A 19,791-nucleotide genomic window follows, 5' to 3' on the forward strand; every position below is an offset into this window, starting at 1 on the left:
GCAGCACAGGAGAGAAGGCATGGCCCGCAGCAGCAAGCAAGCTCCCGAGGAGGACTTCGAGGAGCACATCGTCGACACCGACGTGAGCGACGAGATGCGTTCGAGCTTCCTCGAGTACGCCTATTCGGTGATCTACGCCCGGGCCCTGCCCGATGCGCGCGACGGGCTCAAGCCGGTCCAGCGGCGCATCCTCTACACGATGGATGACATGGGCCTGCGGAGCGATCGCGGGCACGCCAAGAGCGCGCGACCCGTCGGCGAGGTCATGGGTCGGCTGCACCCGCACGGCGACAGCGCGATCTACGACGCGCTCGTACGCCTCGTGCAGCCCTGGTCGCTGCGCCTGCCGTTGCTCGACGGCCACGGCAACTTCGGCTCGCAGGACGACCCGCCCGCCGCGATGCGATACACCGAAGTCCGTATGGACGCCGCCGCCGAGGCCATGACGGCGTCGATCAACGAGGACACGGTCGACTTCAAGCCCAACTACGACGGGCGTGAGACCGAGCCCGTCGTGCTGCCCGCCGCGCTGCCCAACCTGCTCGTCAACGGTGCCAGCGGCATCGCCGTCGGCATGGCCACCAACATCGCGCCGCACAACCTGATCGAGGTCGTGCAGGCCCTGCGACACCTCATCAACCACCCGTCGGCCGACCTCGACGACATCATGCGGTTCATCCCCGGGCCCGACCTGCCCACCGGCGGCAAGATCGTCGGGCTCGAGGGCATCCGCGACGCCTACGCCACGGGCAACGGCTCGTTCCGCATGCGCGCCTCCGCCCGCATCGAGAGCGTCACGCCCCGCCGCAAGGGCATCGTCATCACCGAGCTCCCCTACAACGTCGGCCCCGAGAAGGTCATCGAGGCGATCAAGAAGCTCGTCCAGGCCAAGAAGCTCCAGGGCATCTCCGACATCAAGAACCTCACCGACCGGCACAAGGGCCTCAACCTGGTCATCGAGATCAAGAACGGCTTCATCCCCGAGACGATCCTCGAGCAGCTCTACAAGAGCACCCCGATGGAGAGCTCGTTCGGCATCAACGCCGTCGCGCTGGTCGACGGCCAGCCCCGCACGCTGGGGCTCAAGGAGATGCTCGAGGTCTACCTGGGTCACCGCATCGACGTCGTGCGCCGGCGTACGCAGTTCCGCCGGGGCAAGGCCGCCGACCGGCTGCACCTCCTGGACGGCCTGATGCTCGCACTCGTCGACATCGACGAGGTCATCCAGCTGATCCGCGCGAGCGAGAACCGCACCGAGGCCAAGGAACGCCTCATGACGATCTTCGATCTGTCCGACATCCAGGCGACCTACATCCTCGACCTGACCCTCGGCCGGCTCACCAAGTACGACCGGATCGAGGTCGAGCGCGAGATCGCCGAGCTCCGCCGGATCATCGACGAGCTCGACGCGATCCTGGCCGACGAGCAGGTGCTCCGCAAGGTCGTCGGGGACGAGCTCAACGAGATGGCCCAGACGTTCGGCACCCCGCGACGCACCGTGCTGCTCGAGTCGTCAGGCCAGACCGCGACGGCCGCCTCGCCGCTCGAGGTCGCCGACGACCCGTGCTGGGCGCTGCTGTCCGCCACGGGGCTCCTGGCGCGTACGTCCGACGACTCCCCGCTCGGCGACGTCGACCGCCGGGTCAAGCACGACACCATCGTGTCCGCCGTACGCACCACGGCCCGCGGGGAGATCGGTGTCGTGCTGTCCGACGGCCGCATCCAGCGCATCTCGGTGCTCGAGCTGCCGGCGCTGCCGCCGACCGCCCAGTCCCCCAACCTGCAGGGCGGCATGCCGCTGCGCGAGATCCCGGGCCTCGAGGGCACGGTCCTCGCGCTGACCCGGCTGGGCGACTCCGGCGCCGGGCTGGCCCTCGGCACCCGCGCAGGAGTCGTCAAACGGGTCAAGCCAGAGCAGCTCTCGCGCGACTCCTGGGACATCATCTCGCTCGACGACGGCGATGTCCTGGTCGGCGCGGTCGAGCTGGCCAGCGGCGACGAAGAGCTCGTGTTCGTCACGTCGGACGCCCAGCTGCTGCACTTCTCGGCCTCGCTCGTACGCCCGCAGGGCCGTGCTGGTGGCGGGGTCGCAGGCATCAAGCTGACGCCCGGGGCGCGCGCCGTGTCGTTCGGCGCCGTCCGCGACATCGACACCTCGTACGTCGTGACGATCGCCGGGTCCGGCGACGCCCTGCCCGGCACGCAGAACGGTGCCGTCAAGGTCAGCCCGATGGCGATCTACCCGGCCAAGGGGCGGGCCACCGGCGGTGTCCGGTGCCAGCGCCTGCTCAAGGGCGAGGACGGACTCCTGCTGGCCTGGGTCGGCGACGGCCAGCCGATGGCCTGCGCGACGAGCGGATCGCCGGTCGACCTGCCCGAGCCCACCGACCGTCGCGACGGGTCAGGAGTGCCCGCTGCGCAGCCGATCCTGGCGGTGTCGGGACCGGCCGGTTCGCTCGCGATCTGAGCCGAGCGGCGTGCAAGACTGAGCCGTGCGCACCAGACACCTGATCCATACCATCGCCGCGGCGGCCCTGGTCCTCGCAGGATGCACCGACTCCTCCGACGGCGACAAGGGCGATCCGGCCAAGCTCCAGGCCCGGCTCACCGAGGCCAAGACGGCACTCGACGACGCCGAGACCATCACGATCTCGCTGGCCACCGACAAGCTGCCGTCCGGCGTGACGGGGCTGCTGTCGGCCAAGGGCAAGGGCAACCACTCCCCCGCGTTCGACGGCAAGGTCAAGGTCGTCACGGGCGGCACGAGCCTCGACGCCGATGTCATCGCGGTCGACGGCAAGGTCTGGGCCAAGACGAGCTTCGCCCCGGTGTTCCTCACGATCGACCCGGACTCGCTCAAGGCGCCCGACCCGGCGTCGCTGCTGGCCAAGGACACCGGCGTCACGCAGATCCTGGCCAAGACCGAGAAGCTCACCGAGGGCAAGAAGTCACGCGACGGCGACGACGTGCTCACCACGATCAAGGGCACGCTCCCCGGCAGCCTGGTCAAGGACATCATCCCGTCGGCCGCCGAGGACGAGTCGTTCGCGGCGACCTACCGCCTCGACGACGACAACGTCCTGCGCGACGCCACCCTCAAGGGGCCGTTCTACCCCGATGGCGGCGACGTCACCTACACCGTCACGCTCACCACGTCTGACACCGCCGTGACCATCGAGCCGCCGTCCCGCTTCGGTCGATGACCTCACGGGAGGCGATCAGTCCCGCCTCGAAGATCCTCCTGGGGCTGGCGGCCGTCGCGATCTCGTTCGCGGCCGCGGACACGTACGTCGTGGTGCTCGCGCTGCCCGACATGATGACGTCGGCCGGACTCGACCTCGACGAGCTGCAGCGCGCCGCTCCGATCGTCTCGGGCTTCCTGCTGGGGTACGTCGGGGTGCTCCCGCTCATCGGCCGCATCTCGGACCTCCGCGGCCGCGTCCCCGTCCTGCTGGGATCGCTCGTGGTGTTCGCGGTCGGATCGCTCGTCACCGCGGCGGCGTACAACCTCGAGAGCGTCGTGCTCGGCCGGCTGATCCAGGGCATCGGTGGCGGCGGCCTGATCCCGCCGACCCTCGCGCTCGTCGCTGACCTCTGGCCGCCCCAGCGTCGCGGCCTGCCGCTGGGCATCGTCGGGGCCGTCCAGGAGCTCGGCAGCGTCCTCGGGCCGCTCTACGGCGCTGTCGTGCTGGCCTTCGGCGACTGGCGGCTGATCTTCTGGCTCAACTGCGCCATCGGCCTGGTGCTGGCAGCGGCGATGATCGCGCAGCGCGATGCCGTCCCGACCGACCGGATGATCCGCGCGCACCGCTTCGACATCATCGGTGCCGGGTTGGCGGCGCTCACGCTGGTCGGAGTCACCGTCGTGATGCTCGAGCCGGCCCGGCTGACCGAGGGCGTCACGAGCGGGCTCGCGTTCCTCCCCGTCACCGGCGAATCCCGCTGGCTGACGCCGCTGGCCCTCGCGACGTACGGCCTGCTGGCCTTGTTCCTGCTTCGGCAGGCGACAGCACGTAGGCCGCTCGTCGGCTGGCGCCAGTGGCCCGCACTCGCCCACGACACCGACATCACCGGCGCGCTGCTGCTCACGACCGGGCTCGGCGCGGTCATCCTGACGTTCGCGTCGGCCGAGCCCGAGAGCGCGGCGATCTCCGACCAGGCTCCGTGGCTGATTCCGGTCGCGCTCGTCGCCTTCGCCGGCTTCGCGGTGCGCCAACGGCATGCCCCGCGCCCGCTGGTCCCGCGCGGCGCCCTCGGAGCCAGGCCCGCCTGGGGTGCCCTGGTCGTCTCCTTCTTCGTCGGCGCTGCGCTGATCGCGGCCCTCGTCGACATCCCGTTCTTCGCCCGGCTCACGGTCCACCGCGACTCACAGCTCGACGCGGCACTGGTCCTCGTACGCTTCCTGATCGCCCTGCCGATCGGCGCCGTGCTCGGCGGGTGGCTCCTGCGCAAGGTTCCCGCCTCGGTCCTGACCGCTGCCGCGATGCTGATGAGCGCGGCGGCGTTCTGGCACATGTCGACGTGGGACGCGCACTCGCTCGACGACCAGGCCGAGACCCTGTCGCTGGTCCTCGCGGGCCTGGGCTTCGGGCTGGCGATCGCTCCGGTCAACGCCGTCCTGCTCGCCCACACCGCGGACGCCGTGCACGGTGTCGCGTCAGCCCTGCTGATCGTGGCCCGCATGGTGGGCATGCTGCTGGGCATCTCGGCGCTCACGACGATCGGGCTGCGCGCGTTCTACCACGCGTCCGACAAGATCCCGCCCGCCGCAGAGCTGTGCAACGGCGAGGCGACGCTCTGCCAGGCGTACAAGGACGCGGTTCGTGATGCCGGCATCACCCAGCTCCACGCGGTGTTCATCGGCGCCGCGGTGTGCGCCCTCACAGCAGCGGTCCTGGCACTGGTGGTGTTTCGTGACGAGGACGAAACAGCCACCCGATAACCTGTCGGCCATGCCCCACTTCGACGACTTGCTGGCCGCCAATCGCGAGTATGCCGAGGACTTCGGACTCTCCGGGTTCGACGGCATCGCGCACGCCGGCATTGCCATGGTGACCTGCATGGACTCCCGGATCGACCCCTTGCGCATGATCGGCCTCAAGCCCGGCGATGCCAAGATCCTGCGCAACCCGGGGGGCCGCGTCACCGATGCCGCTCTCGTCGCCCTGGTGCTCGGCGTGACGTTGCTGCAGGTGCGCCGGATCCTGATCGTCGAGCACACCCGCTGTGCCATGGCCACCTCGAGCGAGGACGAGCTCAAGGCCCGGGTCGGCGCGGCCGCCGGCACCGATGCGTCGTGGATGACCCTCGGGGCGATCGACGACCAGGAGAACACCGTGCGAGCCGACGTGATGCGCGTGCGCAGCCACCCGCTCATCGGCGACGACATCCTTGTCGGCGGCTTCATCTACGACGTCGACACCGGACTGCTCAACCCCGTCATCTGAAGGCCCAAAACGCAGACAAGATCGCCCCGCGGGTTCATCATGAAGGGTGGAGGGACCGCACGATAAGGGGTCGAGATGCGCAAGACATATCGAATCGTCGCCGACATCATTGCGATCGACGTCGTCATCCAGGCCATGGCGATGGTCTTCGCCATAGCCGGGCTGTTCAAGTGGATCGATGACGGGGCCACCCTCGACAAGTCGGTCATCGAGTCGTGGGAGGACGACCCGCCGACGTGGACGGGTTCCATCGGCCACTTCATCCACGTCATGAACGGGACATTCCTCTTCCCCCTGCTGGGGCTCATCCTGCTGATCGTCTCGTTCTTCGTCGCGGTCGACGGCGCCGTCAAGTGGGCCGCCATCATCGCGGTGTCGATCGTGGTGCAGATCCTCGCCGGCCAGTTCGCCGGGGATTCGCCCTACCTGGGGCTGGTCCACGGTCTCAACGCCTTCATCCTGTTCGGTGCCGCGTTGATGGCCGCCAGGAGTGCCAGGCCGGTCAAGCCCGACGTGGGGGCCACGCCCTCGACCGTGCCGTAGAGCGTGACGCGTCGCCGGCTGCTGGTCGCGTTCATCGCCACGGCGGCAGTCCTCGGGCCCCTCGCCTGGTTCTGGTACGCCAGCCTGGTCCCCACGACGTACTCCGTGATGGACATGGGCTACGTCGACACCGGCGGCGGTCCGGAGGAGGTCGACGGCCACGGCGACCACCACGACACGAACGCGACGACCGTTCCGGATCTCGTCGAGGACCCGGATCGGGTCGCCGACGTCCTGGTCGAGCTGACCGCCCGGCGCGGCAGGATCAACATCTCCGGCCACTCGGTCGACGGGTTCACGCTCAACGGCCGCTCCCCCGGCCCCACCATCACGGCGCGGGTCGGGCAGCTCGTGGAGGTGCACGTCCGCAACGACGACGTGCCCGACGGGATCGCGCTGCACTGGCACGGTGTCGACGTGCCCAATGCGGCGGACGGCGTCGCCGGTGTCACCCAGGACGCCATCGCTCCGGGCGAGGACCACGTCTACCGGTTCGTCGTCGACCGGGTGGGGAGCTACTGGTACCACTCGCACCAGGTGTCGCACGTGCAGGTCGCCCGAGGCCTCTTCGGCCCGCTCATCGTCCTCCCGGCCGCCGGCATCGAGCAGGACCACGACGTCACGGCCGTGGCCCACACGTACCGCGGCGTGCGCACGCTCAACGGGGTCCCCGGCGACGTGCCGGTCACAGCGGCCGACGGTGAGAGCGTGCGGGTGCGCGCCATCAACACCGACAACGGGCCGATGCGGGTCTGGTCGGACGCGCCCTACCGGGTCACGGCGATCGACGGCACCGAGGTCAACCGGCCGTCCCCGGTGTCCGGACTGGACGTGACCGTGACGGCCGGCGGCCGCATCGACCTCGTCGTCACCTCACCGGCCAGGGTGCAGATCGGCGGCGCCACCGCGTTGCTGATCGGACCGGAGGGCCACTCGGCGCCGCCGAGGCCGCCGCCGCCCACGACCGAGGTCGACTTCCTGACGTACGGCGTCCCGGCCCCGACCGGTCTCGACGCGTCGGATCCCGACCGCGAGTTCACCTACTCCGTCGACCGCAAGCCCGGATTCGTGGACGGCAGGCCCGGGATGTGGTGGTCGGTCAACGGGCACCTGTTCCCCGACGTCCCGATGTTCATGGTGGCCGAGGGCGACGTCGTCGTGATGCGCATCGAGAACCACTCCGGCGAGGTCCATCCCATGCACCTGCACGGCCACCACGCCCTCGTGCTGAGTCGCGACGGCAAGCCCGCGACCGGAAGCCCGTGGTGGACCGACTCGCTCGACGTCAGGAGCGACGAGAGCTACGAAATCGCGTTCGTCGCCGACAACCCCGGCGTGTGGATGGACCACTGCCACAACCTCAACCACGCCGCGGACGGGCTCCTCGCCCACCTGGTGTACGAGGGCGTCACCACGCCGTACGTCGTCGGAGGCGGCGCCGGCAACTCTCCCGAATGACTCAGGGTCAGGCGTCGATGCGGTCGGCGTCGATCTCGTAGGCGCCCTGCACGATGAACTCCTTGCGCGGCGGCACGTCGTTGCCCATCAGCAGCTCGAAGACCGACGAGGCTTCCTCGCCGTCGTCAACAGTGAGGCGCCGCAGCGTACGGTGGCGCGGATCCATCGTCGTCTCGGACAGCTGTGCGGCATCCATCTCGCCGAGGCCCTTGTAGCGCTGCACCGGGTCCTTCCACCTGATGTTCTTGCGCTGCAGCTCGGCGAGCTTGCGCTGCAGCTCGGCGTCCGAGTAGGTGTAGACGTACTTCTCCTGCCCCTTCTTGGGGTTCGACAGCTCGATGCGGTGCAGCGGCGGCACCGCGGTGTAGACCCGGCCGGCGTCGACCAGCTCGCGCATGTAGCGGAAGAACAGGGTCGCGAGCAGGCACCGGATGTGGGCACCGTCGGAGTCCGCGTCGGCCATGAAGATGATGCGGCCGTAGCGGGCCGCGTCGACGTCGAACGTGCGGCCGGACCCCGCGCCGACGACCTGGATGATCGACGAGCACTCGGCGTTCTTGAGCATGTCGCCGATGCTGGCCTTCTGGACGTTGAGGATCTTGCCGCGGATCGGCAGCAGCGCCTGGAACTCCGAGTCGCGGGCCGACTTGGCGGTGCCGAGCGCCGAGTCACCCTCGACGATGAACAGCTCGGAGCGCTCGACGTCGTTGCTGCGGCAGTCGGCGAGCTTCGCCGGCAGGGCACTGGACTCCAGCGCGTTCTTGCGGCGCTGCGTGTCACGGTGCTGGCGCGCCGCCAGGCGGGTCTTGGAGGCGTCGACGACCTTCTCCATCACCCGGCGGGCCTTGGCCTTGTGGGCGGTCTTGTTGGACGTCAGGAACGCCTTGAGCTCCCGGGACACGACCTGGTTGACGATCTTGGTCACCGCTGGTGTGCCCAGCACCTCCTTGGTCTGGCCCTCGAACTGCGGCTCGGCCAGACGTACGGTCACGACCGCCGTCATGCCCTCGAGCACGTCGTCCTTGATCACGTCGGTGTCGCCGGACTTGAGCAGCCGGGTCGTCCTCAGGACCTCGTTGAACGTCTTGGTGACGCCCCGCTCGAAACCGTTGAGGTGTGTGCCGCCCTTGGGCGTGGCGATGATGTTGACGAACGACTGCACGTGGGTGGTGTAGTCGGTGCCCCAACGGACCGCGATGTCGACGCCCAGGGTCCGCTCGATGTCCTGGGGCGTCATGTGGCCCTTGTCGTCCAGCAGCGGGACGGTCTCGGTGAAGACGTCCTCGCCCTGGAGCCGCAGCACCTCGGTGACCGGTTCGTCGGTGGCGAGGAACTCGCAGAACTCGGCGATGCCGCCGTCGTGGCGGAACTTCTCCTCGTGCGGCTCGTCGCCACGTCGGTCGCTGATGACGATCTCGAGGCCGGGGACCAGGAACGAGGTCTGCCTCGCTCGTGAGACCAGCTCCTCGTAGGCGAACCTGGCGCCCTTGATGAAGATCTGCGGGTCGGCCCAGTAACGGACCCTGGTGCCGGTCTTGGCCTTGGCGACCTTGCCGATCTTGCGCAGCTCGTTGGTCGGCGTGAAGTCCGCGTCCGGGCCCTCACCGGCGAAGATGCCGGGCACGCCACGGCGGAAGGACATCGCCCAGGTGGCACCGCCCTTGTCGACCTCGACGTCGAGCCGGGACGACAACGCGTTGACGACCGACGCACCCACCCCGTGCAGGCCGCCCGTCGCGACGTAGGAGCCGCCGCCGAACTTCCCGCCCGCGTGCAGCTTGGTGTAGACGACCTCGACACCGGTCAGGCCGGTCTTCTTCTCGATGTCGACCGGGACGCCACGCCCGTCGTCCTGGACCTCGACGGACCCGTCGTCGTTGAGCGCGACCCGGATGTGGGAACCGTGACCACCGAGCGCCTCGTCGACGGAGTTGTCGATGATCTCCCACAGGCAGTGCATGAGTCCACGGGTGTCGGTCGAGCCGACGTACATGCCGGGACGCTTGCGAACGGCCTCCAGCCCCTCGAGGACCAGGAGATTGCGGGCGTCATAGGTGCTGTCGATGATGAGTTCCTTTTCGCGGTTGTCGCCTTCGTCCAAGACTATCGAGTGAACGGGAGCGTCCTTCCCCTGACACGCTGCCCAATTACCGCGCGCCTGCGTCGATTTGTCCCGCTCGGGGAGTATGTATGTCGTAGGTCACGAACGACCACGAGGAATAGCACCCCGTGATTGGATGTTGATCAGGTCATACGCCGATTGCTCAGAGAGAAGGTCACCGTGACAACACTGACAGCCCCCATGCTGAGCTCCCTCGACCGCTGCGACCGCTGCGGCGCTCAGGCATACGTACGTGTGACGCTCGGCGGCGGTGGTGAGCTGATGTTCTGTGCTCACCACGCACGGCAGCACGAGGACAAGCTCCGCGAGATGTCAGCACACATCCACGACGAGAGCGAGCGACTTGCGGCGACGCCGTCGTCGTTCGCCGACGAAGAGGCATAACCGCTTCGTCACCCCAGACATACGCGAAGGGCCGGCCAGATCATCTGGCCGGCCCTTCGCGTACTGCTGGTCAGTACGGGTAGTTCTGGTACTCGCGCGACTGCAGGATCGCCTTCCAGTGGTCGAGGTAGGCGTCGTAGATGGCCGGGTCTGTCGTCTCGGTCGTGATCTCGTCGCTCCCCACGAGGTTGGACCCGGTCAGGGCCGCGGAACCGGCCTGCACGACCGTCGCCCGGGCACCCTCGGCCGGCCACGCGTTGCCGTTGGGCAGGCGCTCCTCGGGGTTGTAGACGTTCCTGCGCAGCTTGGCCTCGACCAGGATGGTCTTGTCGTGCGGCTTGGCCCACGCGGCCTCGATCGTGCGGCTCGACGTCTTGAAGACGTCGAGGATCGGCCGGCAGATGCGGATGTAGGTCTGGCAGTGCGTCGTGCGGTTGACCTTGAGGTCGTCCTCGAAGTAGACACCCGAGATCTTGCACCCGCCTTCGGCCAGCTCGACGAGCTTCTGCGCGACCGCGATGCGGCGGTACTTGAACCGGTTCTGCTGCAGCCGGATGCGGCACTGGTCGTCGGGGATGACGCGCTTGAGCAGCATCAGCACCGGATCCTTGCCGTTGGTCGGCGTCGCACGGATCGGCGTCGGGTAGATCGTCACGTTGGCAAGGTTGGAGTAGAACATGCCGTAGACGGGGTCGGCCTTGGTGTAGCCGTACAGGTCGGCCTCGTTCTGGGTGAGGCCGTAGCGGTGGTTGTAGGACTTGATGTACGCCGGGTAGTTGCTGTTGACGTTCCGCTCGGCCCACATGTCACGCCACATCTGGCGGGTCTCGAACCAGAGCTTGCGGTCGTTGTAGACCGTCAGGCCGTTGTTGTAGGTCCGCTCGCCGCTGGGACCACCGAGGTTGGCCGATCCGGACCAGATCGCCGCACTGGCCGGCTTGCCGGTGCGCGTGTAGGTGCTCGAGACCAGCAGGAGCTTGGAGTGCATGATGGCACCGTTGAGTCCCGACAGGCACGCAAGGCTCTTGCCCTTCGAGCAGATCTTGAAGTGTCCGTGCCTGAGATTGTTGAGCTTGCTCTGCAGCGCGCGTGACTCCTTGGACTGCGACGCCTTGCCGTGGATCACGTAGACCTCGACGCCGTACTGGGCAGCGCGGATGAGCTCGCGACCGACCCGGCGTGAGTTCTCCATGCGGGAGATCGACATGTAGACCGCCTGGGACCCGCGATCCGAGCGCAGGGCGCCGTTCGGCTGGCGGTAGGAACCACGAATCAGTCGCTCGAGATCGTTGAGCAGCGAGTAGTCGCTGTTGGCCGAGCTCGAGATCGACTTGTAGGGCCGGGAGAAGTTGGCCTCGAGGGTCACCGGCTTCGCGCTGCCGAAGGGGTTCACCGCGGCCGCCTGGACCGAAGCGGCCGGCAGCGATCCCTCAGTGGCTTCGGCGTCCGCACCATCCGCGGGGGCCGTTGGAGTCGCGGCCGTCGTTTCCTCGGCGCTGGATGCTCCGGATGTGTATCCGAGAAGCAGGCTCCCGAGAAGAGCACCTACCCCGAATGTGCGCAGCACGCGCTTCGATCTGCCGGCTTTTTGCACAGGTCTACTCTCCGAAGTGGCTCGTACGGTCGTGACAGTCTAACGCAATCAACCCGGATGGACAGGTGCCTGCCGCACCGGCGTGGCCGAGTCGCTCGACGCAGACGACAGGCTACCCGGTCTGGAACGCCAAAGGCCCGCATCCCACCGGCAAGTGGGTGCGGGCCTTCGTCAGCTGCTGGTCAGTCCAGGTAGTCGCGAAGGACCTGCGAGCGCGACGGGTGCCGCAGCTTGCTCATGGTCTTGGACTCGATCTGCCGGATGCGCTCGCGCGTGACGCCGTAGACCTTGCCGATCTCGTCGAGGGTCTTGGGCTGCCCATCGGTCAGACCGAAGCGCATCGAGACGACACCGGACTCACGCTCCGAGAGCGTGTCGAGCACGGCGTGCAGCTGCTCCTGCAGGAGCGTGAACGACACGGCGTCAGCCGGGACGATCGCCTCGGAGTCCTCGATCAGGTCGCCGAACTCCGAGTCGCCGTCCTCGCCCAGGGGCGTGTGGAGGCTGATCGGCTCGCGGCCGTACTTCTGGACCTCGACGACCTTCTCGGGCGTCATGTCGAGCTCGATCGCGAGCTCCTCGGGGGTGGGCTCGCGACCGAGGTCCTGGAGCATCTGGCGCTGGACACGGGCGAGCTTGTTGATGACCTCGACCATGTGGACCGGGATGCGGATCGTACGGGCCTGGTCGGCCATGGCGCGGGTGATCGCCTGGCGGATCCACCACGTCGCGTACGTCGAGAACTTGAAGCCCTTGGTGTAGTCGAACTTCTCGACCGCACGGATCAGGCCCAGGTTGCCTTCCTGGATCAGGTCGAGGAACAGCATGCCGCGGCCCGTGTAGCGCTTGGCCAGCGACACCACGAGGCGCAGGTTGGCCTCGAGCAGGTGGTTCTTGGCGCGGCGGCCGTCGATCGTGATCCACTCGAGCTCCTCGAGCATCTTGGCCGAGATGCGCCCGCCCTTGGCGAGCTTCTCCTCGGCGAAGAGCCCGGCCTCGATGCGCTTGGCGAGCTCGACCTCCTGGCCGGCCGTCAGCAGCGAGACCTTGCCGATCTGCTTGAGGTAGTCCTTGACCGGGTCGGCCGTGGCACCGGCGACCATGACCTGCTGGACCGGCTCGTCGCTCTCGTCAGCGGCCGAGATCGTGAAGGAGGACTGCTCGTCCTCCTTGAGCGTCGGGTCCGTCGCGAGGTCCTTCTCGAACTCCTCGTCGGGGATGTCCGGGAGGATCTTCTTGCCCTGAGCGTCCACCATCACGGTGCCATCGCCGACGGGCGGCACCTCGAGGGCGTCGGCCAGGTCGATGCCGGCGGGGATCTTTGACTCCTCCCCGGGCTCGACGGCCTTCTTGGCTGCAGCCTTCTTGGCAGGAGCCTTCTTGGCAGCGGACTTCTTGGCGGTGGTGCTCGATGCGGTCTTGGTCACTGTCGCTTCTGTCTTGGCCGGGGAACGGGACGGTGTGGTGGCCTTCTTGGCCGGGGTCTTGGCGGTGGCGGACTTCTTGGCCGCCGTCTTGTCTTGTGCTGTTGTGGTCTTGCTCGGCGCCTTCTTGGCCGGGGCCTTCCGGGCTTCGTCCACAGCCTCTTCCTTGGCCCCACCGAGGATTTTCCTGACGGCTCGGATCGGCGATCCTGCTGCGGGATTCACCGGCACGTCAACCTCACAAGCGGTAGATGGGCGCAACAATGAGGCCTGTGGTCAACCTCTGGCTCCAGTGTGCCACGCCGAACCAACCGTCGGCATCTCAGGGTCCTCTCAGGCGCGTGTCGGCCAGGTGTGCACCGGATCGCCCTCGTGCATGTGCTCCTCGTAGGCCCGGGTCGTGGCCCGCATGGCGGCCAGCCGATCCGTCGAGGATCCCAGCTGGTGGCCGAACTCGTCGATCAGCCACGTCGCGCCGTTGCGTCCCGTGATGCACCGCTGCTCGATGATCCCGAGCAGCCGGTCGCGGACCGTGGCGTCGACGTCCATCTCCTCGAGGCCGGCGTGCGCCAGCGGCAACAGCTGGCGCAGGACGAGCTCGCGCGCCGGGACCGTACCGGCGGCCGGCCAGTAGATCTCGGTGTCGATGCCGGCGCGCGCCGCCTGGTGGAAGTTGTCCTCGGCGGCCCGGAAGGACAGCTGTGACCAGACCGGCCGGTCGCTGGCGCCGAGGACCTTGACGAGCCCGTAGAACAGGGCGGCATTGGCCATCGTGTCCGCCACCGTCGGACCGGCGGGAAGCAGGCGGTTCTCGATCCGCAGGTGCGGCCGGCCCTCCGCGACGTCATAGATCGGCCGGTTCCAGCGATAGATCGTGCCGTTGTGGAGCCGCAGCTCGGGCAGGTTGGGCACCCGGCCGGCCTCGAGCTCGGTCAACGGGTCCTCGTCATCGACGATCGGGAGGAGCGCCGGGAAGTAGCGGACGTTCTCCTCGAACAGGTCGAAGACCGAGGTGATCCACCGCTCGCCGAAGAACACCCGAGGACGTACGCCCTGGGCCTTGAGCTCCTCGCTGCGGGTGTCGGTGGCCTGCTCGAAGAGTGCGATCCGGGTCTCGTGCCAGAGCTGCTGACCCAGCAGGAACGGCGAGTTGGCGCCGACGGCGACCTGCACCGCGGCGATCGCCTGGGCGGCGTTCCACATCGGCGCGAACTCGTCGGGCTCGACCTGCAGGTGGAGCTGGGTGCTGGTGCAGGCGGCCTCGGGGATGATCGTGTCGGCCGTCGTGTCGAGCCGGTCGACGCCGTCGATCACGATCTCGATGTCCTCGCCCCGGGCATTCAGGATCTGCTCGGACAGCAGGTGATAGCGCGGGTTGGCGGAGATCACCTCGCGGCTGAAATGGCCCTCCTGCAGCGTCGGGAGGATCCCGATCATCATCAGGTGAGCGCCGACGGCCGAGGCCTTCTCCTGGGCGTGGTTGAGGTCGTCGCGCAGCGAGCTCTGCAGCTCGTCGAGCCCCATGCCGGAGATGCGCGCCGGCGGGACGTTGATCTCGATGTTGAACAGCCCGAGCTCGGTCTGGAAGTCCTCGTCGGCGATCGCCTCGAGTGCCTCGGCGTTCTTGAGGGCCGGGTCGCCCTGGTCGTCGACGAGGTTGAACTCGATCTCGATGCCGACGTGGGTGTGCTCGAACGAGAGGTCACGCTCGCTCAGCATCCTGGCGAACACGTCGAGACACCGGCGCACCTTGGCGCGGTAACGCGTACGGTCCTCGCGGCTGAACTCGCGTGCATCGACGTCCTGTCCCATGCACACAGCCTAGGGTGACGGGGCGTTCGCGGCTTGGAGCGCGAGCCAATGGGACGGCGCGACACCGCCCTCCAGCATCTGGAGCATCAGCCGGGCCATGGAATAGGTGCGGTCCGCGGCCAGGGCCCGCTCGACCGCGATGAGGGACTGGGCTCCGTCACCGGTCAGCCACGCGGCGAAGGCCGTGAGGCTGAGGACGGCGGGCTCGAACGGCGGAACGACGCTGCGCGAGACGAGCATCAGGAGTCGCAGCATGTCGTCGGCGGTCTCGGCGGTGATCTGGTTCCAGACCTCGTCACGCACCTGGATGCCCGACACCCAGACCGAGAACCGGGCGATGTCGTCATCGCTGAGCCGCTCCCCCGCCAGGCCGCGATCGAGGATCGGCTGCACCTGCTGCATCCCGATGGCAGCGAGCTCGTTGTCGGGCGTACGCGCGATCAACGGGACGACCTGGCGGACGACCTCGTCGGCCGCACGCTCCATCCAGGCCCGTCGAGGCTGGGTCACGGGGGCGAACCGATCGACCAGCGCCTGCCGGTCCGGCAGGATCTGCTGCCCGGCGGCGATCGCCTGGACCACCGCCAGGTGGTGGTCGGACGTCTCGTACGCGATGCCGTCGGGCGGAAAGCCCGGCTCGTCGGACCAGTAGCGTTCGCCGTCGGCGCGGACCGCCACGATCAGGGCGATCGGCGGGAGCTGCCGTTCGATCGCGGCGAGCAGGTCACGCGCGACCTCCTGCTCCTGCGTCACCGCCAGGAAGATCGCGCCCTCCGCGCCGTGGCGGCTCAGGTGGCCCACCACGACCTCGGCGAGCTCCTCGACGTCCTCGGGCGCCGGTATGTCGACGCGCAGCCGGAAGCCGAACCGACACCGCGGCCCCCGGGTCGAGACCGCGACCAGGGACTCCTGAGGACGGAATCCGAAGAGCGTGGGCAGCGTGTTGAGGAGGTCGGGGATGTCGTGGGCCGTGTAGACCGAGGGTGTCTGCGTCATCCCTCCACGCTCCCGGCCCGGGCTCTCCGGTTCAGCACGCAGATCGACACCTGTGGACCAGTGCATCGGTGCCGCGCGCATGTGGATGACGATGTGTCCGACGTGCACGAGACACTGGGCGCATGCGGTCCGCGGCGTCGATCATGCACCTCGACCTGGACGCGTTCTTCGCCTCGGTCGAGCAGCGGGACAAGCCCTCCCTGCGCGGCCGGCCGGTCATCGTCGGCGGGATCGGTCCGCGCGGTGTCGTGGCGACGGCGTCCTACGAAGCGCGTGTCCACGGCGTACGCTCCGCGATGCGCACGGCCGAGGCCCGGGCGCGGTGCCCGCACGCGGCCTTCCTGGGTGGCCGGTTCGACGCCTACCGCGAGGCCAGCCGCCTGGTCATGGAGCGCCTGCGCGAGACGTCCGAGGTGATCGAGCCACTGTCGCTCGACGAGGCGTTCGTCGACCTGGCAGCAGGTCCCGGCTTCGATCCCGAGCGGGTCGAGGACATCGTGGCCGCCATCCGCGCCGACATCGCCGAGCTCACGGGTGGTCTCACGGCGTCCGTCGGCGTCGCCTCGTCCAAGCTGATGGCCAAGATCGCCAGCGAGCTCAACAAGCCCGACGGCGTCTTCATCGTCCAGCCCGGCACCGAGGCCGAGGTGCTCGGCCCGATGCAGGCGACCGTCATCCCCGGTGTCGGCCCGGCCACCGCCGAGCGCCTGCGCCGGGTCGGCATCCTCACCGTCGAGGATCTGCGCTCCCCCAGCGAGGACGAGCTCGTACGCCTGCTCGGGCAGTCGTCCGGCCGTTCGCTGCACCGCATGGCCCGGGCCGACGACGACCGGCCCGTCATGGCGTCGCGGGAGACCAAGTCGGTCAGTGTCGAGGACACGTTCGAGCAGGACATCTCCGACCGCATCCAGCTCGAGACGATCATCGAGCGCATGGCCCGCTCGGTCTCCGGCCGGCTGCGCAAGAACGGCCTGTCGGGACGCACCGTGACGCTCAAGATGCGCCACCACGACTTCGAGACGCACACGCGCTCGTCGACGCTGCCCAATCCGACCGACAACGCCCGCATCCTGGCCACGACCGCGCGCGGGCTGTTGGCCGGCGAGGACATCAGCAACGGGCTGCGCCTGCTGGGCGTCGGCGTCAGCGGGCTCGCCGACTGGGTCCAGGACGACCTGTTCGCGTCCGACGAGGACGACGACCTCGACGAGGAGCCCGTCGAGGAGGTCGTGGCGCGCCCCACGCGGTGGTATCCCGGCATGGACGTGCACCACGTGGCCCACGGCGACGGCTGGGTCTGGGGATCGGGCCTGGGGCGGGTCACGGTCCGTTTCGAGACCCGCTGGACGCCACCCGGACCGGTCCACACGTTCCGGGCCGACGACCCCGCACTCGGCGCGGGCCACACCGGTACGTTCGAGGCATGAACGTCCCACCGCCACCCCCCATCGCCGAGCGCCGGCCCATCGTCCGCAGCCACCACGGAGACGACTTCGTCGACGACTACGAGTGGATGCGCGACAAGGAGGACCCGGCGACGCTGGCCTACCTCGAGGCCGAGAACGCCCACACCGACGCGGCGACGGCACACCTCGAGCCGCTGCGCCAGCAGATCTTCGACGAGATCAAGGCCCGCACCCTCGAGACCGACCTGTCGGTCCCGGTCCGCCGCGGCAAGTGGTGGTACTACGCCCGTACGGTCGAGGGTCAGCAGTACGCGATCCGGTGCCGCTGCCCGATCGACGACGCGGACGACTGGAACCCGCCGGTGCTCGAGGCCGACGCCGAGATCGCCGGCGAGGAGATCCTGCTGGACTCCAACGTCGAGGCCGAGGGGCACGAGTTCTTCTCCCTCGGCGCGTTCAGCGTCAGCGACGACGAGAGTCTCCTGGCCTGGTCCGTCGACACGCAGGGCGACGAGCGCTACACGATCCGGGTCAAGGACCTCCGCACCGGCGAGGTGCTCCCCGACGAGATCACCGCCACAAGCGGCGGCGCCACCTGGTCGGCCGGTGGGACGCACCTGTTCTACACGACGGTCGACGAGGCGTGGCGTCCCCACCGCGTGTGGCGGCACAAGCTCGGCTCCAAGGACGAGGACGTCCTGGTGCTCGAGGAGCCGGACGAGCGCTACTTCATCGGCGTGGGCCGCACGCAGTCCGAGCGCTTCCTCGTCATCGGCCTGTCCTCCAAGGTGACCAGCGAGGTGCGCGTGCTGGAGGCCGACGACCCCGAGGGCGAGTTCCGCGTCGTGCTCCCCCGCCGTGACGGCGTCGAGTACTCCCTCGAGCACGCCGTCATCCGCGGCGAGGACTTCTTTCTCGTCCTGCACAACGACGGCGCGCTCAACTTCGAGCTCGCGGCCGTGCGGGTCGACGACCCCAGCGTGCGTACGGTCGTCATCCCCGGCAGCGAGTCGACCCGGCTCGAGGACGTCGACGTCTTCGCCAAGCAGCTCGTCGTGTCATACCGCCGCGACGCGCTCTCCCGCATCGGCATCATCCCCCTCGGGCCCGACGGTCTCGGCGAGCTGACCGAGATCGACTTCGGCGAGGAGCTGTTCACGAGCGGGGTCGGCGCCAACGCCGAGTGGGACCAGCCGCTCATCCGGGTCGGCGTCGGGTCGTTCATCACGCCCGCGTCGATCTACGACTACGTCGTCGAGACCGGCGAGCTGATCCTGCGCAAGCAAGCACCCGTCCTCGGCGGCTACGACCCGGACGAGTACGAGCAGCACCGCAGCTGGGCGGTCGCCGATGACGGCGTTCGCGTACCGGTCTCGATCGTGTGCCGCAAGGGCACGCCGCGGGACGGCACCGCGCCGGCGCTGATCTACGGCTACGGCGCCTATGAAGCCAGCATGGACCCGGGCTTCTCGGTCATGCGGCTGTCGCTGCTCGACCGCGGGTTCGTCTTCGCGATCGCCCATGTGCGCGGTGGCGGCGAGCTCGGCCGGCACTGGTACGACGACGGCAAGATGCTGCACAAGCGCAACACGTTCACCGACTTCGTCGCGAGCGCCCGGCACCTCGTCGACGAGCGCTGGACATCGGCCGACCGGCTGATCGCCGAGGGCGGCAGCGCCGGCGGCCTGCTGATGGGTGCCGTGGCCAACCTGGCACCCGATGCCTTCGCCGGGATCGTCGCGAGCGTGCCGTTCGTCGACGCGCTCACCACGATCCTCGATCCGAGCCTGCCGCTCACGGTCATCGAGTGGGACGAATGGGGCAATCCGCTCGAGGACCCCGAGGTCTACGCCTACATGAAGTCCTACTCGCCGTACGAGAACGTCGGCGCGCACCCATACCCCGCGATCCTCGCCGTCACGAGCCTGCACGACACCCGCGTCATGTACGTCGAGCCGGCCAAGTGGGTCGCCCGGCTGCGCGCGACCGCGACGGGCGATGCACCGGTCCTGCTCAAGACCGAGATGCACGCGGGCCACGGCGGCGTCAGCGGCCGCTACGCCTCGTGGAAGGAGCGGGCCTGGGAGCTCGCCTGGATCATCGATCAGGTCTCGGCTGCGGCTCACCTCGCGACGTGATCTCACGAGGTTTCAACAGCTGACGCCTTCGGCGTGACCCCCAGCAGAGCTCGCTCGGTCTCGGCGCATTAGCACGCGGCTCCTAAGAAGCGACTGAGAGCGGAATCCTTGAGGTGCCGAGAGCGTTCTGATCAGTACAGAACACTGATGGGAGGCGCACGGTGAGCGCACGAAACGGCAACACCAACATCGAGGGCAAGGACAGCGTCGGCATGTACCTTGCCGAGATTGCCCGCACTCCCCTGCTCGACGCCGAGCGCGAGGTCGAGCTGAGCAAGACCGTGGAGGCGGGGCTGTTCGCCCGACACCTCCTCGAACAGGGCCGCGTGGGCCGCCGCAAGGGTGGCGCGCCCAAGTCCGCGACCGAGGAAGAGCTGCAGTGGCTCGCCGAAGAGGGCGACCGGGCCGTACAGGAGTTCATCCAGGCCAACCTGCGACTCGTCGTCTCGATCGCCCGCAAGTACGGG

General features: G+C 68.6%; 15 protein-coding genes. 10 read left to right on the forward strand and 5 right to left on the reverse strand.

Going from position 1 to position 19,791, the window contains the following annotated elements; all coding sequences use genetic code 11:
* Window positions 1–19: 19 nt before the first annotated feature.
* The 6 genes from V6M46_RS11280 (at window position 20) to V6M46_RS11305 (ending at window position 7,448) form a co-directional block, all read left to right on the forward strand.
* Window positions 20–2,467, forward strand: a complete 2,448-nt coding sequence (locus tag V6M46_RS11280; protein WP_332664941.1) for a DNA gyrase/topoisomerase IV subunit A — start codon at window positions 20–22, stop codon at window positions 2,465–2,467.
* A gap of 25 nt (window positions 2,468–2,492) precedes the next feature.
* Window positions 2,493–3,203 (forward strand): LppX_LprAFG lipoprotein, encoded by a 711-nt coding sequence (locus tag V6M46_RS11285; protein WP_332664944.1) that lies wholly within the window; start codon window positions 2,493–2,495, stop codon window positions 3,201–3,203.
* A complete protein-coding gene (locus tag V6M46_RS11290; protein ID WP_332664946.1) occupies window positions 3,200–4,942 on the forward strand; it encodes an MFS transporter in 1,743 nt (580 codons plus the stop codon). The genes V6M46_RS11285 and V6M46_RS11290 overlap by 4 nt, the downstream gene beginning before the upstream one ends.
* A 10-nt stretch (window positions 4,943–4,952) precedes the next feature.
* The gene (locus V6M46_RS11295; protein WP_332664949.1) at window positions 4,953–5,447 is read left to right on the forward strand and encodes a beta-class carbonic anhydrase; all 495 of its coding nucleotides are present in this window, start codon (window positions 4,953–4,955) and stop codon (window positions 5,445–5,447) included.
* Window positions 5,448–5,522: 75 nt separating this feature from the next.
* A complete protein-coding gene (locus tag V6M46_RS11300) occupies window positions 5,523–5,990 on the forward strand; it encodes a hypothetical protein (protein ID WP_332664952.1) in 468 nt (155 codons plus the stop codon).
* 3 nt (window positions 5,991–5,993) lie between these two features.
* Window positions 5,994–7,448 carry a multicopper oxidase family protein gene (locus V6M46_RS11305; protein WP_332664954.1) on the forward strand — a complete coding sequence of 485 codons (1,455 nt, stop codon included), beginning with the start codon at window positions 5,994–5,996 and terminating at the stop codon, window positions 7,446–7,448.
* A 7-nt stretch (window positions 7,449–7,455) separates the two neighbouring features.
* Here V6M46_RS11305 and V6M46_RS11310 read toward each other — a convergent pair whose 3' ends face one another.
* Complete coding sequence (locus tag V6M46_RS11310) at window positions 7,456–9,549, reverse strand: DNA gyrase/topoisomerase IV subunit B (protein WP_332664956.1); 2,094 nt, start codon at window positions 9,547–9,549, stop codon at window positions 7,456–7,458.
* Window positions 9,550–9,750: 201 nt separating this feature from the next.
* On the opposite strand from V6M46_RS11310, the gene V6M46_RS11315 reads away from it, so the two are divergent.
* A complete protein-coding gene (locus V6M46_RS11315; protein ID WP_332664973.1) occupies window positions 9,751–9,954 on the forward strand; it encodes a DUF7455 domain-containing protein in 204 nt (67 codons plus the stop codon).
* Between the two features lie 70 nt (window positions 9,955–10,024).
* On the opposite strand, the gene V6M46_RS11320 is transcribed toward V6M46_RS11315, so the two are convergent.
* The 4 genes from V6M46_RS11320 to V6M46_RS11335 all read right to left on the reverse strand — a co-directional run bounded on the left by V6M46_RS11320 (window position 10,025) and on the right by V6M46_RS11335 (window position 15,780).
* Window positions 10,025–11,347, reverse strand: a complete 1,323-nt coding sequence (locus V6M46_RS11320) for a phospholipase D-like domain-containing protein (RefSeq protein ID WP_332664959.1) — start codon at window positions 11,345–11,347, stop codon at window positions 10,025–10,027.
* Between the two features lie 383 nt (window positions 11,348–11,730).
* Window positions 11,731–13,173, reverse strand: coding sequence for an RNA polymerase sigma factor (locus V6M46_RS11325; RefSeq protein ID WP_332664976.1), 1,443 nt, complete (start codon window positions 13,171–13,173; stop codon window positions 11,731–11,733).
* A 132-nt stretch (window positions 13,174–13,305) separates the two neighbouring features.
* Window positions 13,306–14,784, reverse strand: coding sequence for a glutamate-cysteine ligase family protein (locus V6M46_RS11330; protein ID WP_332664962.1), 1,479 nt, complete (start codon window positions 14,782–14,784; stop codon window positions 13,306–13,308).
* A 9-nt stretch (window positions 14,785–14,793) separates the two neighbouring features.
* A complete protein-coding gene (locus tag V6M46_RS11335; RefSeq protein WP_332664965.1) occupies window positions 14,794–15,780 on the reverse strand; it encodes a DUF4192 domain-containing protein in 987 nt (328 codons plus the stop codon).
* 122 nt (window positions 15,781–15,902) lie between these two features.
* On the opposite strand from V6M46_RS11335, the gene V6M46_RS11340 reads away from it, so the two are divergent.
* The 3 genes from V6M46_RS11340 to V6M46_RS11350 all read left to right on the forward strand — a co-directional run.
* A complete protein-coding gene (locus tag V6M46_RS11340) occupies window positions 15,903–17,207 on the forward strand; it encodes a DNA polymerase IV (protein WP_332664967.1) in 1,305 nt (434 codons plus the stop codon).
* Entirely contained in the window at window positions 17,204–19,324 is a 2,121-nt protein-coding gene (locus V6M46_RS11345; protein ID WP_332664970.1) for a S9 family peptidase, read from the forward strand. Before V6M46_RS11340 ends, V6M46_RS11345 begins: the two co-directional genes overlap by 4 nt.
* A gap of 212 nt (window positions 19,325–19,536) precedes the next feature.
* A partial coding sequence (locus V6M46_RS11350) for a sigma-70 factor domain-containing protein (RefSeq protein WP_332664979.1) occupies window positions 19,537–19,791 on the forward strand: 255 nt, incomplete at its 3' end.

The sequence above is a fragment of the Aeromicrobium sp. genome, assembly GCF_036676885.1.
In the GTDB taxonomy this organism is placed as follows: Bacteria; Actinomycetota; Actinomycetes; order Propionibacteriales; family Nocardioidaceae; genus Aeromicrobium.